Origin of the sequence: Pedobacter sp. Bi27 (genome assembly GCF_918698255.1) — a bacterium.
Classification (GTDB): domain Bacteria; phylum Bacteroidota; class Bacteroidia; order Sphingobacteriales; family Sphingobacteriaceae; genus Pedobacter.
This window is the reverse complement of the sequence record NZ_CAKKMW010000009.1, coordinates 165230-180532: the sequence shown is the minus strand read 5'-3', so window position 1 is coordinate 180532 and position 15303 is coordinate 165230. Positions and strand designations below refer to the sequence as shown.

General features: G+C 39.8%; 10 protein-coding genes. 1 reads left to right on the top strand and 9 read right to left on the bottom strand.

Annotation, left to right across the window (positions count from 1 at the left end; translation table 11 throughout):
- The 6 genes from LQ227_RS23585 to LQ227_RS23560 all read right to left on the bottom strand — a co-directional run bounded on the left by LQ227_RS23585 (position 1) and on the right by LQ227_RS23560 (position 11218).
- A complete protein-coding gene (locus LQ227_RS23585; protein ID WP_230151416.1) occupies positions 1-945 on the bottom strand; it encodes a hypothetical protein in 945 nt (314 codons plus the stop codon).
- A gap of 2 nt (positions 946-947) precedes the next feature.
- Positions 948-1787, bottom strand: coding sequence for a LytTR family DNA-binding domain-containing protein (locus tag LQ227_RS23580; protein WP_230145343.1), 840 nt, complete (start codon positions 1785-1787; stop codon positions 948-950).
- Between the two features lie 830 nt (positions 1788-2617).
- A complete protein-coding gene (locus LQ227_RS23575; protein ID WP_230145342.1) occupies positions 2618-3208 on the bottom strand; it encodes a hypothetical protein in 591 nt (196 codons plus the stop codon).
- Between the two features lies 1 nt (position 3209).
- Positions 3210-6515, bottom strand: a complete 3306-nt coding sequence (locus LQ227_RS23570) for a DUF6443 domain-containing protein (RefSeq protein WP_230145341.1) — start codon at positions 6513-6515, stop codon at positions 3210-3212.
- 7 nt (positions 6516-6522) lie between these two features.
- Entirely contained in the window at positions 6523-10092 is a 3570-nt protein-coding gene (locus tag LQ227_RS23565; RefSeq protein ID WP_230145340.1) for a hypothetical protein, read from the bottom strand.
- Between the two features lie 145 nt (positions 10093-10237).
- A complete protein-coding gene (locus LQ227_RS23560) occupies positions 10238-11218 on the bottom strand; it encodes a hypothetical protein (protein WP_230151414.1) in 981 nt (326 codons plus the stop codon).
- A 1157-nt stretch (positions 11219-12375) separates the two neighbouring features.
- Between LQ227_RS23560 and LQ227_RS23555 the strand changes: the two genes are divergently transcribed.
- On the top strand, positions 12376-12816 hold the full coding sequence (locus LQ227_RS23555) for an Hsp20/alpha crystallin family protein (RefSeq protein ID WP_230145338.1): 441 nt from the start codon (positions 12376-12378) through the stop codon (positions 12814-12816).
- A 108-nt stretch (positions 12817-12924) separates the two neighbouring features.
- On the opposite strand, the gene LQ227_RS23550 is transcribed toward LQ227_RS23555, so the two are convergent.
- From LQ227_RS23550 to kaiB, 3 genes are read right to left on the bottom strand one after another with little or no spacing between them, the layout of a single operon-like run.
- The gene (locus LQ227_RS23550; protein WP_230145337.1) at positions 12925-14694 is read right to left on the bottom strand and encodes an ATP-binding protein; all 1770 of its coding nucleotides are present in this window, start codon (positions 14692-14694) and stop codon (positions 12925-12927) included.
- 3 nt (positions 14695-14697) lie between these two features.
- The gene (locus tag LQ227_RS23545; protein ID WP_230145336.1) at positions 14698-15012 is read right to left on the bottom strand and encodes a circadian clock KaiB family protein; all 315 of its coding nucleotides are present in this window, start codon (positions 15010-15012) and stop codon (positions 14698-14700) included.
- Positions 15013-15014: 2 nt separating this feature from the next.
- Positions 15015-15302: a circadian clock protein KaiB gene (gene kaiB / locus LQ227_RS23540; RefSeq protein WP_230145335.1), complete on the bottom strand. Its 288-nt coding sequence runs from the start codon at positions 15300-15302 to the stop codon at positions 15015-15017.
- Position 15303: the final 1 nt, after the last annotated feature.

Here is a 15303-nt window from a genome sequence, read left to right as displayed (position 1 = left end):
CTATTGGACAATAAAAGTTCTGATCTCACTATAGGTCCCTGCATTTCCGGCCTTGTCAAAAGCCCTTATCCGCCAGGCAATTGTTTCGCCAACTTCTCCAGCATCAAAAATATGCTCTGTGGAAGTTACTGTTTGAGGGTAGCTCTTATTATAAGCAGTTTGTTCATCGCTTTTATATACAGAAACCTCATAGCGCTCTGCATCGGCAATCCTATTCCACACTAATCTTACTGGTCTTGATACCGTTTGTTTGTTCAACGGCGTACTAAGGATTACCCGTTCTGGTCCTGTAGCATCGTAACTGAGGGTTCTTACCGTACTCCATTTTGAATTCTCAGTCGCGTTTTCTGCCCGCACACGAAATTGATAGGTACCTTCCTGGGTAAGGGTTTGCAAAAAGCCTAAATTAGTCGTCGTGATGTTCAGTGTCATATTCTTTTCATCCAGAAAATTATTATTATCCACCTGCAGACGATAAACAGATGCACCGAAAAGTTTAAGCCACTCATACCGAATTTCAGGTTTCGAAAAATAAAGACCGCTTGACGGAACGGTGAGTTGAACACTTTGGTCGGTAAGACTTGACTGAAAAATTTCCAGCGATCGGGTGCTGTAATTGCTCAGGCTACTCCCGTTCTCTCCTCTTATGCGCCATTCGTATTTACCGGGATCCATGGTGTATACAAATTTTTCGGTCGTGATCAAGGTATCCAGCACCAGCTTACTCACACTATCAAATTTGGGCGACACGACCTGCAACCTGTAAAAAAGTGCGTCGGCCATTGGGTTCCACCAGAAGGTCTGCTGATAGCTATTGGTCTCCAATCTGTTTGCCGGAGCCAAAACCTCTATTTTTCGGTTTTCTATGGAAGGTTCGATAAACTCACTACATCCTGCCAAAAGGAACAAAATGCTCCCCATCAAAACGCTAATATTCTTCTTCATATTTATAACTGTATACTAAATTCGCCTAATGCCTGTATCTTAAACAGCACTGCCCCAAAGGTAATCAACGCTGAGGCTAACCTGGAATAAGAGAAGATCTGGATTTCAGATTTTTTTCTAATCATTTTTTGCGCCTTTTTTTCAAAAAAAGCTTTTCGGTAAGTGTTTCCTATCAGTAATTTATTGCGCTCATCACCATTAAGTATGACCATGTTCCCTTCTATTGAAGTGATTTTTTCGTCGTTAATAATAAAGGATTTATGTATCCTGCTAAAACAACTGGCCGATAAACTATCTTCCATTTCTTTCATCGAGTTGTGGCATGAAAAACGTTGGTCATTTTCCATATAAAGTACCACATAATTCTGCATCGCTTGTATATAGATCAGCTGATCACATTTGATCAGGAATTCTTTCAGGCCTTTAGAATCTGCTTTGATAAAAAACGAATCTACTACATGTTGCTTCTTTGGGATGTTTACAGATTGGGCCAGCTGTGTAAGGTGATCGAATTTATTAATACTTTTCGCAAAGCGGCTAAAAGTAACTGGTCTGACAAGATAATCAAAGGCTGCATGTTCAAAGGCCTCGAAAGCCTTCTGGGTATCTTCTGAAACTAAAACAATTGAAGAAAACTGTTTGATCCGCTCCAACCAGTTGCCGTTCCCCCCCAATAGGGCAACATCAACAAAAACAATATCTGGTCTGATGGAATATACTGCATCAAAACTTTCTGGTCTTTGCACTGAATATCCTTTCAATTGGGTAAGCGGATAATCGCTTATGTAAATGCAGAGCGATTCTACGGTGTACAGTTCACCGATTACGTAACAGCTAATCATGGAGCATTAATTTAAATATAATATTGCTGCCTCATTTCAGGGCATTAAAAGGATACTACTATTGATTTTGGCACAAACAGCAACCGACTGGTTTGTTTATGGATCTGGGATGAAAAACACCTGCGTAGCAGAATAAATTGAGAGAAGCATTAATGATAGACAGGCACATATCGTTTGGGTTTTATCTGTGTAATATCCCTAAAAATAAATAAACTTCAAAAACAAAATACAAAAAAAGCTAATATCATCCAAATTAATTGTATTTGAGCAAATACAATTTGAAAAGTTAATTTTATTTCAAAAATTAAGGCTACAATAACAAACAAAAAAGTAATTTTAGAACTACAAAAATAATCTAATAAATTATTAATATCTGCGTAAAAGCCTTTTTAAGCGAGAAAATTCTTGTGTTTTCAATAGTCTTTTAGTTAAATGCAGTTTCCTTTATTAAAATCAAAAATTCTAAATATAACCCTGAACCACGACTTACGTGACATTAAAGCCAGACTTCTCAAACTTTGACTACTCAAGAACTAACAAAGCCCCGTAATTTGCTGGCACAACGTTTCAACGATGGCGCTAAGATTACCCAGCTCGCCAAACTACATTCCCGCATCTATGGAGCAATTAAAACAAGGCTCCTTAAACTTAAACTCCCATAGAAATAACAAAGCCCGGCAAGCTTTTAAACTGTCAGGCTTTGGATATTATATTGATACGAGCGACACGCTCGCACCAGCATGGGGCATTCTAAACAAGCAAAGCCCAACATTTCTGCTAGGCTTTGCTAAGATTCTATTTATTTCTCATACCCGCCATGCTATGTCATCTTATTGATATAAGTATATTTTTGTAGATATAATTATTCCAGAATCATTTTCAAACTTAACGAAGTTACCGTAAGTGGGATCTTTCAACATTTTTGCAGAATAATTATTTTTATATACTCTAAAATTGATGTCTTCTATCGAATATGGAAATTTAAGCGTTTGTTTTTTTAGGATAGCGGAATGAGGAGGAATCCTAATCAATTTTGGCAATAAAAATTGATTATAATTGACCCCAGCGTCCTGTTCAGATATGGAATCGGCATTAAGCCCCTCTATTTTCTTGTTGGTAATTATTGTTTTACCAAATTGACTGTAATAGTAATTTAATGTCTTGTTTAAATTCTTCTTGTAAACAGCTTCATTATACAGTGTATCACTTAACGTCGAGAATTGGCACCAATAGTCATCAGGTATGTAATAAACACTATTACTTACGTTCTCTATTCGAAAAAATAGAGTTTTTGCATCTTCGTTTGCAACAACATATATGTTTAAATCCTTTAAGTTAGATATATTCTTAACACTGTTCTTACAGGAAGTAAAGGAAAATACTATCAATAAAACAAAAAACAAATTATATAATTTTCTCATCTCAATTCTCTTTATGATTAGGATCTGCTTGTCTCTCTTTATTTTGCCCTGGTAAAAGCTGCTTTCTTACTTTATTTTCATTTGAAACTGCATTACCGGTATCTGTTTTGGTAATTATTGGAATAGCGTGCCCTACCAATTCGTGTGCTAAAATGTCTGCAGGATTATCTCTTAAAATTTGTCCATTAGTATCTTTTATCATTTGATTAGGATTATCCGAAATTGTAACTTCGGCAACTTTTGTGGTACTTACAACCTTCCCTGATGCATCCTTTTTGGTCATTACACCCGATTGAGTAACTCCGCCTCCTGCTACCAAATCAACACTCTTAGCCTGACCATTTCTATCTGTAAAAGTTGAAGCTATTTTTATACTTATTAGATCTGGGTCTTTAATAGCTGCTACCAATTTGTCTCTATAATAATCCGATTTGCCTACGGACGACTTAGACTCCATGGCATATAACTTTCCTTGAGAATTAACACCAAACTTACCTGAGGACAAAGAATTAATATAGCCCAATACCTTTGCTCTATCAGCTTTTGCTATAATAATATCTTTGCCATCTGGATCAATATACTTCAATGGGTTGTTCGCCACATACGCGTAAGGCGATAGCATAAAATATTTTTCTGAATGCGGATCCATGGTTGTAAATCGTCCAATTACCGGATCATAGAACCTTGCGCCGTAATCATACTGCTCCCCTAACTCATCCTGAACCTCTTTTCCATTGTAAAGATATTTATTATTACCGAAAACAGCATTATTGCGCTTGCCAAAAGGATAATAATTATCCACCTGCAACTGTCTGATCTGGTTGTTGTAGATATCAAAAGTATAACGCACATTTCCCAAATGGTCACTGAGGTTGTAGTGGTAGCTATAACTGTTGTCGCCATTGCGCTGTGCTACCCCTTCTTCGGTATGGATAATATCGATATTGCTGCCCTCATATTCAATCCCATCTATATATTCCCGGGTTGTGGTCAGGCTATTTTCTATAGCCACCTTCCTAAGTTTATCGCCTGAAGCATCATACACATATTGAATTACCTTTCCATTGCCGCTCGCCCCAGAGGGTAGGTTCAATAGGTTATAGGTTAGATTCATTCCATTCCGGCCGTCGGTTGTAGCATTTCCATTTGCATCATAACTATAAGTGCCTGCAACATTATCCACCCTGTCCAACCTGTTCCCATTGTAATAATATTGGTTCATTGCACCACCGTTGCGGCTTAACTGGTTAATGTTGCCCATGTTATCATAGTTCAACACCTCGCTCATGTAAATGCCCGTACTGGTACCATTGGTCAACCTGTTCAGTGCATCGTAATTATAGCTGAAGACATTGGGCGAAGTAGCAGGAGAAGCATTCTGGGACCAGAACTGTTTACTGATATTACCATTGTACTGGTTCTCCCCATTTTCCTGGTAACCCAGCTGAATACTGAATTCGTTACTAATGCTGCTTTTCAGCCAGCCACGCTCATTGTAGGCCATTGCCGTAACCTGCATTCCGTTGTGCAACTTTTTCTGTGTCAGCTGACCGATTTCGTTATATACATACTCACTTAAAAGCTCATTCACTCCCGTAACACTGCCGTTATTGATCTGTTTATAGGTTTGAACTTTCCTGCCTATATGATCATAACTATAACCGGAAAGCACGGTTGTTACCGCTCCGTTGGCTTCGTGTGTCCTAACACTTGAGGTCAGTTCGCTGGCAAAGTTATAGTTGTTCACCGTACGGTCTTTTCCACCCAAACGATTATCAGAAATCGTTTCCTTCACCCGTCCATCCTCATCGTAGTAGGTTACCGTAAGCAGCTTGATAGCAGTACCCAGTATCCTCACAAAACTTCCTGTAGTCAACCCGCGGGTACGGGTACTTACCCCTACACTTGCAGCGTAAGCACTGGTATAACCTGGAAAGTTGTAATCATCGTAATAGTTCATGTTTAGAAATTCGACATTGGCATACTCTTCACCAACCTCGGGATGGGTATTGTGGCTGTAACCCTCCGCAGTAGCCGATGTACGGTCTTCCCACTGGATGCTTACGCCATCGTTGTAAGTCTGCATCCCTGGGCGGTTAATACCTTGTCCATTTTCAACACCCGTAAGGATCACCCTGCCCAGCGCATCGTATTTTATCCAGCTCCATTGGCTCAGTGCGCGCTGGTTTGCATCCTGGGTGTGGGTAACCTGATCTAACTTATTGTACACCAAATACTCCCAGCCCTTGCCTGGCACCTTTTTCTCTACCAGGCGTCTCCGTCCATCGTAACGGTAACCGTAAATAAATTGATCGAAAACGATTTGCGTTTCATCAAAGCTGTTTAGCGCGGCCTGTCCATTCTCGTTTACCGCCGGCGGTAGTACATAACGCAGGTTGCCCAGATCATCGTACACATAATAGGTATTGAGGCTTTTGCCATCTGCTTCCCAGACCCGTTTTAGCACCACGCGTCCTTCAAAATCCTTGAACTCATCTGTAGTACCCGCTTTCAGGTCGCCTGGTACCCAGTTTTCGTCCTTACTGGTGGTTTTGTATAGTTTACTTTGCGGGTACACCGTTGCTGCTGCGCCATTATCGGTACCATTGATTATCCACAGCTTCACCTCGTTTTCAAGGTTCGTGCCGTACGCTGCCTTTACGGTATGCCCACCGCTGATCTGCCAGTCTTCACCTGGAGCGCCCTGCTGTAGTACACGGTTTAATGGTGAGGCCTCGAACACCGTTTCTGCAAATGGATAGGCCGTGGCCTTTATCCCGCCTGTAGGGGAATTGTAAAAACCCGCCTGATCGGTAAGTGCACCTGAACGGTAATTCCCTGTCGTTCCGGTCAGTGCTGCGTATGGCTGGTACTTTATCGCTTCGCGACCAAAGGCATCGTAGGCAACAGGCTGTACAATATCCTTAAAGCCCGGGCTGCCCTGTACCTGAATGGTCTGCAAAGGTCTGCCCAGGCCATCGAAATACTGGATCGTTTCGTTTACCTCACAAATGCTGCGACCTGAAAGATTGTTCGGATCCATGCCCGGCTGTTTGAATATCCTCGTACTGATGTAGTTCTGGCCATTGCTGGCCGCCGATACAAAAGGCACGCAGTTTATATAGCTCAGCCCTGTGGTAAAAATACGCACAGAGCCGGTAGTATGGAAACCATCGGTCAGCGTTACACTTAAGGGCGCACTGATCTCACTTTCACCATTATAAACCGATACAACCTTTTGGGCGGAAGAGCGGCTGCAGAGCAACAAGAATGCTGCGGCACAAAAATATTTTAGATGTTGTTTCATGAGGGCGTTAGTTTTTATAGTGGTAATCTGTTTGTTTTAAAATATTACCGTTCTGGTCTTTAATTGTTTTTAAACGCTGAAAGGCATCATATTCGTAATAGGTAGTCATGCCTTTGGCATCGGTCGAACTAGTCATTCCTATCAGTGGATCGAAAGTATAAGTAGTTATTTCCGCATCAGATGGATAAATTCTGATGTCATCATAGGCCGTACCCCCACTTAATAATTTACCATTAGTGGTATAATCCTCTTCCTTGAATTTCCATAAACCTGAAGTTAAATAGAAATAGCTAATCCTATACGCTCTTGAATTGGGTCGGGTCCAATTTACAGTATAAGCACCATCATAAAATTTCAGCCCTGAATGTGAAGTCCCTGATACTCCCTCAGCCTCTTCAAAATTCTGGCAATAAAACTCATTTTGTGCTGCATTTTTAATTTCTGCGATTGGATATTGATCATTGTATCCCCATTTGTAACTATAAACAATACCTGATATTCTTTTTTGCTGTACCAGGTTACCTTTTGAACTATATAAATCCATTGAAGCTATCGGAAAATAACGGCTGTCTTTTGATACTGCTCCAGATGTTACCGAAGAAAGACTGAAATCGGTTAGCGCTTTCGAATTTTCGACCCTGTACATGGTATCAGGTAACACCTGATTTGGCTTATATGAAATAAACTGACTTGATAACATCGCAGCGTTAGCACCATTTACATCTTGCTGGAAGCTTGTTTTTTCAATTTCAGCTGAAAGCACATTTTTGGCCTGGAGGTTCTTTATGCCTAAACTGATATTATCTGCGGCTGTAATATTTTCATATTCGGGAGCATACCTAGTCTTAGTTACTGTTAACCCACCATTGCTCTTATTTTTCTTGATTTCAATCGGAAATAGATGTAAAAGCGGCGAAGCATAATTATAGACAGTTTCTTCGAGGGTTGGGCTTCCACCATCAAAGAGCTCCTCCGTTGTTTTATTCAATTGCGTTAATCCTGATTTAAAATCATATATTCTATAGCTATACAAATTGGGAATAAGCTCTTGAGATCCTGGAAATCCTCGTCTTAAATATTTTGCCATTGCCCCCTGAACTGTTTTCATAAAAACAGGACTATTATAAACATTGGTAGTTTTTTTTACCAAACTAAATGTGTTGGCAACATATTTATAATCTTCTTGCTCTAGTAATAGTCCTCTTTGCCAATCCCGGCTATCAGCGGGTGGATAGGGGAAATTATTTACAGGCCCAGCACTTCCTCCATAATAATCCGGATAATTTTCTGGTGATGTGTATCTAAATACACTTTTACCATTAACAGCAGCATTTTCAGGGTCTATACTTTTAACCGTTACCTCAGCATAACCAACATTACTACCTTGGGTTGTGCTTAAGGGATAATTTGTATCACTATTGATTACTTTGTAAATCAGCTCTTGTGGAAAAGAAGTAAGCTCTCCTTGAATAAGATATACCTCACCATAACTATAGACGTGTTTAACATCTGAAAGTAATGAGCCTGAACTAGCATCATCAGCAAATTTATATTCGTAATTTTTTTGTAGGTTTTTACCAGAAACGGGATCAAAATCCTTCATGGATTTTATTCTTAACCCACCTACATTTCTTACCGCCGGCCCGGGTTGAGCTGGAAAAATATTTGACCAGCCATATACCTTTGCATAGGGTAGTTCGTGAAAGGCATTAAAATAGCTGTTGTTATCAATAAAGCTAGCAACTGGTTTAAACACCAATCTATAATTTCCGGGCGCCAGGGGAAAAGTATAATTATATTCGACTGTGCCATTGGTCTGATTAATTGTTTTTTGGGCATTAGCGTCAATGTCAAACATAGAAACCACTACAGTTCCCGATGTGTTAAGAATTTCAAAACTCATTGATCCGGATCGAATAGGCTGAAAGGGATAGCCTTTGATCTGCATATTTATACTAGTGGTTGCAGCGGTTGTTATAACACTAAAATCCTTATAATATTTTTTTAGCCCACCTTCAACGTAGGAATTATAACCCAATGAGCTATATTGTAAATAATTTATGTTGAGATCGTGGGACTGCGGTTCTGAAGTAGGCGGTAATAAGGCTGTCGATTTAACCTGATGCAATTCATAATCGAATTGGGTATTTCCGCCTGTAGGGTAAGTTATTCTTTTTAGCGTGCCACTTTTACAATAGGCTAAATTTGGATCTTTCCCCAAAAGCACATAACTTTCATTAGCCAGGTAATTTCCCGCCAATTGGTATGGAAGATAATTATTAGCTTGGAAAGTATATCCATTATAGTATCCCCAGTGATCTCTCGATTTAGAGTCTCTTGGAGGTAATCCTGTTTCATATTCCATAACATAAGACTTTCCCATTAAATTGGAACTACTTAGTTCCCTAACATTTTCTAATACTAATCGTCTATATTTAGTTTGGTATTGATCATACTTTAAAAAATTATCTTCAACGCCCGTTCCGGTTCCATCAACATCTACCATTGAAGTCCCAATCATATATTTGTAGTCAAATCTGTATTCTTTTTTAACATGCCCATCCAGTTCTTTTATATTAATTGAGGTAAGCATCTTATCACCAATTAAATCCCGTCTATCTTTATCGTAGTTGAATTCAATATTACCGTTTGAAAACGATATCATTTTTAATCTTTTACTTTCGCTTGTCGTTCTATTTACATTTGAAACCAGTGGCTCTTTAACAAATTCAATTCCAGCTAGTATATCCGTATTTAATAATACATACCGCTGATCGGAGCTCGGCATGTCATAACTCAAAGGATAATTCTCATATGTAAAATTGATTTCATTTCCTACCACAGGAATTATTTTTGACATGTACCAACTATTTATTGAAGCTGGAAGAGTGCCTACGCCATGCGGATCAGGTTCAGAATTTGGATTACTCTGTTCATATCCCATATTCTTTGTTATCTCGTAATCGTTAAACTCATAAATAGTTCCGTCTTCAGTTGTAACCCTCCAGCCTCTCAAATCAGAACTCCCGTTTGCTCTTATTGGTACAATGCCAATTTTTTGGTAAGGAATGATGGTGACTTCATCATTGACCCCTAAAAAAAACTTACCTGATTTTCCAGAAAAATTAAAATAAAATACATCAGGCTGATAGTCTTTTTGACCTGAAGCTATTTCTTCGAGCTCCTGTGTAGTTGGGTTAGTAGGTATAGAGAAATTGAAATTTCTTAATTCGTCAGGGGTACCATACATACTGCGGTTAATGACTCCTCCAGCATTTAAATTCCAGCCCAACCCTACAAATGATGCATATTCGGTAACCTTAATACCGCCCGCATTATAATTAAGTTCAATCGGAAGCGTCACACCTGTTTCTTTAATCTCATAAAGCGGTATGTTAATTTTAGGTACTCCAGTATATAATCCAATATCTGCGTTCCCATACTGCCCAAGTGAAGAAGCATTTGGAGAGGCGGTGACCACTTTTTTTAAATCGTTATTCCCAGATGTGGTTTGTGCATCGCAAAAGGAGGCATAGAAACTCATCAAGAATAGTAATAAAATATTAATTTGTTTCATGGTTAATTCAAATTGTTTCTAAATAAATGATTGCTATAGTTTTTTTGTTTATTGTGATCGGTCTTAATTTAATCAATTTGGAAAAGCTCGCTACTTTGATGGATTTGATTGGATGTTCTTCTTTAACCGATAAAGACATTTTTTTTTATTTCTTTTGTTTTATCAGAAGTTCCTTTAACTCAAGGTACCCTTTTCTCAATTCCTCTATCTGCACTTGCTGCTTTCTAGTCATTGAGGCTTCATTTTGCAGCTGTTTATCCTTTTCGATCAGATGCAAGGTGAGTTCTTCCACCTTTTGCAACAGTTTAATGTTCAGCTCACCCAGATTTACACCATTTTCTACCATTTGCTTGGCGGTCGGGATCTCGGGCAGGTGTTTATTGGTTTTTACAAATTTTTCGAGTTCTGCCAACTCTGGGAGCTTATAAGCAGGCTCAAACACAAAATCGGCACCTGCATTGATGAAAACTTTAATTTCACGGGCACCGATGTTTCCCGCTACGGTAAGCTTTTCTTGCGGGTTAGTGGTGCCAATGCCTACATTACCTAGGGCAGACCCATCAGTTTTAGTGGCCAGTACGGTATTTCCGTTTAGTGATTTAATCACATCCAGATCCCCACCATCGGCATTGTTACCCACGCCAAAACCATGCTGATATACACCCCGAAGTGCCCAGTTTTGTGCCCCTGTAATTCCTGAAAAACCTAATGAGACAATACCAGCCACATTTTTATTGGGGAAATTAGCTTGATCCAGAATAGCCCTAATGTTTCCATTTACCACAAGCCTATCATTTGCGGCGGCTGTGCCAATACCCACATTGCCCATCAAAAAGCTGGCTCCGCCGAAATCTGCCGCAAGAGAAACATTAGGCGTTTGTGGAGTAGCCCATGCCGAAAAATTAAGGGAGGTACCGCTACCACTGATGCGGGTAGCACTATAGCTAGACCACCACATCATACTACCATCATGCCTCGTGCCCCCATCACCGTCGCTTCCGATTACTACATCAGCTGCATAAGGATTAGCTGCATCAATAAGATTGTTTCCTGTAGTTAGTACTTTAGTTTGCGCAGAAGCAACACTGGCTGAACACAGCAAGATTGAGAACATTAAAATTTTCATGTGATTTGATTGGTTTTGGGTTAAAATTTAAAAGGGTATTGGTTTTCAGACCTCTAACAGCTACAGCTAAATTATTTCGTCTTTTTATTCAGGGTTTTGACGTACACATCCTGAGTTTTAACTTTCTTACTTAAGCTAATCAGGCATGGGTTATCCAGCTTTGTGAAAATGCCGATAATAATTGAAAGTATGAGTAACCTGACGAGGGAGCATTGAATAATTCATGTTAGTTTAGATTTGGATGGAACAAGGGCATGTGGTCAATCAGTAAAATTGCACAAAAGCAAATTAATCCGCATTTATTGGACAAACCAAGCCATCTGTACTTTTATTGGCCGAACTGGTTGAGCAATTAATTAAAAAGATTCAGAAATATTACCCTGTTTAGAAGTTGCTGAGAGGAAATAAAACTGGAATGGGCAGAGAAAGTTCTGAGAGACATATCTATTCTTGTTTAATATTTTTAGATGGCACGAAATACCATTTTTGAAAAAACAAAAGCAAAAAAATTACACGAACATATCAGTTTTTGTGACCAAAATTATTATGCTTTATATTGAATGTTATCTAGAAAAAATGTCAGCATATATAACTTACCTAAAACAATGCCTTCACCGCACTATCTATAGTTTGCCTACTTATAAATGGAGATAAAATTTGTTGTCATATAAAAAAATTGATATGAACAGAATATGGTCAATTAATTAGTCCTTCCTTTAAAAGTCACTAAATGCAAAGTAATATAGAATTTTGCTGTGTCGTAAGTGCCATAGTAAGCAGAATCAGCTGTAAAAAGAGTTTATATTAGACACCCAGTAATTGGCTTCCCTTTACGTCAAGCTTGTAATATCGATCACACCCGCATCTTCACTTTATATCTTTAAATTTCCTTCTCCTCATAAATAGTATACTATCTTAACTAATTAAAAACATCCCTCAACCACTCAGCGGCTAAGAGGATACAATGAAAAAATTTCAGTTCCGTAAACTGAAAAAAATTCAGAAAAAATGAAAATTTTTCAGTTTGAGCGTCATAATCACTTTATTTTCACCGTTGGCATAGCGGTTGATTAATCAAAATTGGACCATCAGCGTCCAGAGAAAATTAATTGATTTATAGTCCATTTATTATTAAAAATTTTAAAGGAGAAAACACTATGACATTGGTTAAATTCAATCCAGAAAAAAAGAACAGTTCATTATTGCCAGGCTTTAATGACATCTTTGAATCAGTACTTGGCGACACTTTTTTTACCGACCGTCGTTTAAGCAACGTTCCGGCTGTAAACATCTCGGAGTCAGCCGATCACTATCACATTGAGCTTGCTGCACCCGGACTTAAAAAAGATGATTTCCGCGTTTCGGTAGAAAGGGATATGCTCACGATCTCAACTGAAACAAAAAACGAAAACCTCAGCGAAGGAAGAACTTATAACAGAAAAGAGTATAGTTATTCAGCCTTCACAAGATCTTTCACACTTCCGGAAAGTGCTGACATTGAAAAGATCAGTGCAAGCTATAACGATGGAATTCTGAAACTTGAACTTCCTAAAAAAGAGGAAGCCAAAGTGGTCGCTAAACAGATCGAAATCCAATAAAGAAATGCCGCATATAGCGGCATTTTTTTTACCATAACATCGAATCAATAAGTTTTTAAGAAAGAATACAATGCGCGAGAATGGAAGGTAAATCCACAGGCTTTCGCACTAAAAGCGCTTTGCAGGATTAATTAATGGCAAACTGAAATAAAAAACCGAGCCCTTTGTTAACTGGCTTTCTGCCCATATCTTTCCGCCATGTCTCTGGATAATCTCGGCCGATAGATAAAGTCCTATTCCAAAACCGGCAACAGTACTCATCCGATTGTTTTCTACCCGGTAAAACCGTTCGAATAGTTTTGGGATATCGTTTTCATCTATTCCCATCCCATGATCCATTATGCGGAATACCGCTGTACCGTTCTCCAGATAACTGTCAATAATTATTTCACTATCGGCCGGCGAATATTTCACCGCATTACTGATCAGATTATTGACCACATGCCCGAGTTTGTCCCTGTCTGCGTTCACAAAAAAACCAGGCTGGAATATGTACTTTATATTATGGTTGTTTACCGTTGCAATATATTCCTCTACCACTTCCTTAAGCAGGACAGACATTTCTATGGGCTGAAAATCCATCAGCATTTTTCCCGATTCCAAACGCGAGAGGTTGAGAAAACCATTGATCATACCAGTCATTTTATTGATCTGGCGCTCAGCGCCCTGGAGAGCTTTATCTGCAAAGCCGTTCATCGTACCCCTGGCTTTCAGCTGCATAACCTGAATATAACCTTTCATGGAAGTAAGCGGTGTCTTGAGTTCGTGACTAACCATTGCAATAAAATCGTTCTTCCGCTGTTCATCCCTTTTCTGATCTGTTACGTCCATCAAAACAGCGTAAAAGCTATCAAAATCGCCATAGCTGCCTTTTTTTAACTTGCCTACGATCCTCATCCAACGGTTCTCACCGGAAATAAGATGTCTGATCGGATAGGTATAATCCAGGGGCTTTCCAAGATTGATGCAGTCGTGAAGAACCCCTTGAAGCGCTGATAGGTATTCGGTACCCACACTGCTCAGCACCATTGTCCAGCTCACCTCCCCCTCCAAGGGCAGACCACAGAGTTTCCTGAACCGCTCTGATACTTCAACACGTCCTGTTTTGATATCCAGGTTACAACTGCCCAATTCAGCGGCATCGAAAGCAGACTGTAAGTTATCTTCACTCTCTCTCAGTGCATCGAGTGCATCTTTAAGCTGAGCATTCACTTCTTTCTGAAGATCATTGACTGCTGCAAGTTTTTCATTGATGGTCTCGAGCTCCTGTGTTCGTAGCCTGACTGTATTTTCAAGATTTTCATTGAGTTCATCTGCATTTTTTCTTGCCGCTTCAAGTTCCCTGTTCCTCGTTTCCAAAAGCAACTGGTTTTTCTTCAGCTCGCTCAGATCGGTAATAATGACGCTCAGTGAAGTGCCTTCATCAAGGTTAAGCGCCTTTAAAGAGAGTTGAACTGCCAAGGAAGTGCCTGAGCTGTTGATGATATCGACTTCTGCCCTGGTGTCTACTTCCCAGGCTCCATCGATTGTTTCTCGAACAAAGGCCTGATCTTCTGTTGAAAAAAATGCCAGAAAGTTCAGACCGATAACCTTTTCTAAAGGTAGCCCCAAAAGCCTGGCGAGTTGTGAGTTGCAATACAATACCCTGTATGATTCATCGAGCGTAAGTGCGCTTTCGGTCATCTGCTCGATAAAGATCCTGTAGGTATGATCAGCGCTCTTAAGCGTAAAAAGCTGATGACCATCCTGACCATTTACAATCAGGGCATCAACTTCTCCAGAGCGAATTGCATGGATAATGTCGTTGGCCTCCTCGAGCTGGATACGAAGTTCTTCATAGGCCCGCTCGAGCCTGATATGTTCACTTGACTTCTGCATAACTTAATAACTGATCCCCAAACCTTTCAATACTTTCGCACGGTCAGAGCAGTCCCCGATCAGCTTTCTGATCGGAACTGGCGATTTTTTGATCAACATCGGGATGGCTGTCACATCTTCTTGCTGCACTAACAAGGGCTGCTGATGTGCATCAATGATTTCCAGCTCATACCTGCCGGCAATAAATTCCTCGCATATTGTACGGATGTTGACAACTGCCCTTGCGGAAACTGGTGATGCACCTGCAATGAAAAGCCTAAGCGAAAAAAAATCGTCGCTTTGGGTACTGTCTGGATGATCGGGGTTTCCTATCGGCATAACTAATTATTAATCTTTGTACGTATGTCCAGTCCCACCAGAACCTTTTCCTCATTTGAAAGGTCACCTATAATTTTGCGGACCGGTTCAGGCACTTTTTTTACCAGAGTCGGAATGGCAAATATCTGATCACCTTCAGCCAGCTGTGGTTTTTCCAAAAGATCGATCACCTCAATGCTATATTTTCCTTTCAGGTGCTCCTCGCAGAGTTTTTTCAGGTTTTCCAGTGCAACTACCGATTTATTGGTTTTACCGGCCACATATAGCCGGAGTTCATATGCTTTCCCCACT

Coding starts and splice junctions, on each gene's coding strand:
- LQ227_RS23575 (WP_230145342.1), bottom strand. CDS start 3,208: ATGAGAAAATTATATAATTTGTTTTTTGTTTTATTGATAGTATTTTCC.
- LQ227_RS23585 (WP_230151416.1), bottom strand. CDS start 945: ATGAAGAAGAATATTAGCGTTTTGATGGGGAGCATTTTGTTCCTTTTG.
- LQ227_RS23545 (WP_230145336.1), bottom strand. CDS start 15,012: ATGCCGATAGGAAACCCCGATCATCCAGACAGTACCCAAAGCGACGAT.
- LQ227_RS23570 (WP_230145341.1), bottom strand. CDS start 6,515: ATGAAACAACATCTAAAATATTTTTGTGCCGCAGCATTCTTGTTGCTC.
- LQ227_RS23550 (WP_230145337.1), bottom strand. CDS start 14,694: ATGCAGAAGTCAAGTGAACATATCAGGCTCGAGCGGGCCTATGAAGAA.
- LQ227_RS23555 (WP_230145338.1), top strand. CDS start 12,376: ATGACATTGGTTAAATTCAATCCAGAAAAAAAGAACAGTTCATTATTG.
- LQ227_RS23560 (WP_230151414.1), bottom strand. CDS start 11,218: ATGAAAATTTTAATGTTCTCAATCTTGCTGTGTTCAGCCAGTGTTGCT.
- LQ227_RS23580 (WP_230145343.1), bottom strand. CDS start 1,787: ATGATTAGCTGTTACGTAATCGGTGAACTGTACACCGTAGAATCGCTC.
- LQ227_RS23565 (WP_230145340.1), bottom strand. CDS start 10,092: ATGAAACAAATTAATATTTTATTACTATTCTTGATGAGTTTCTATGCC.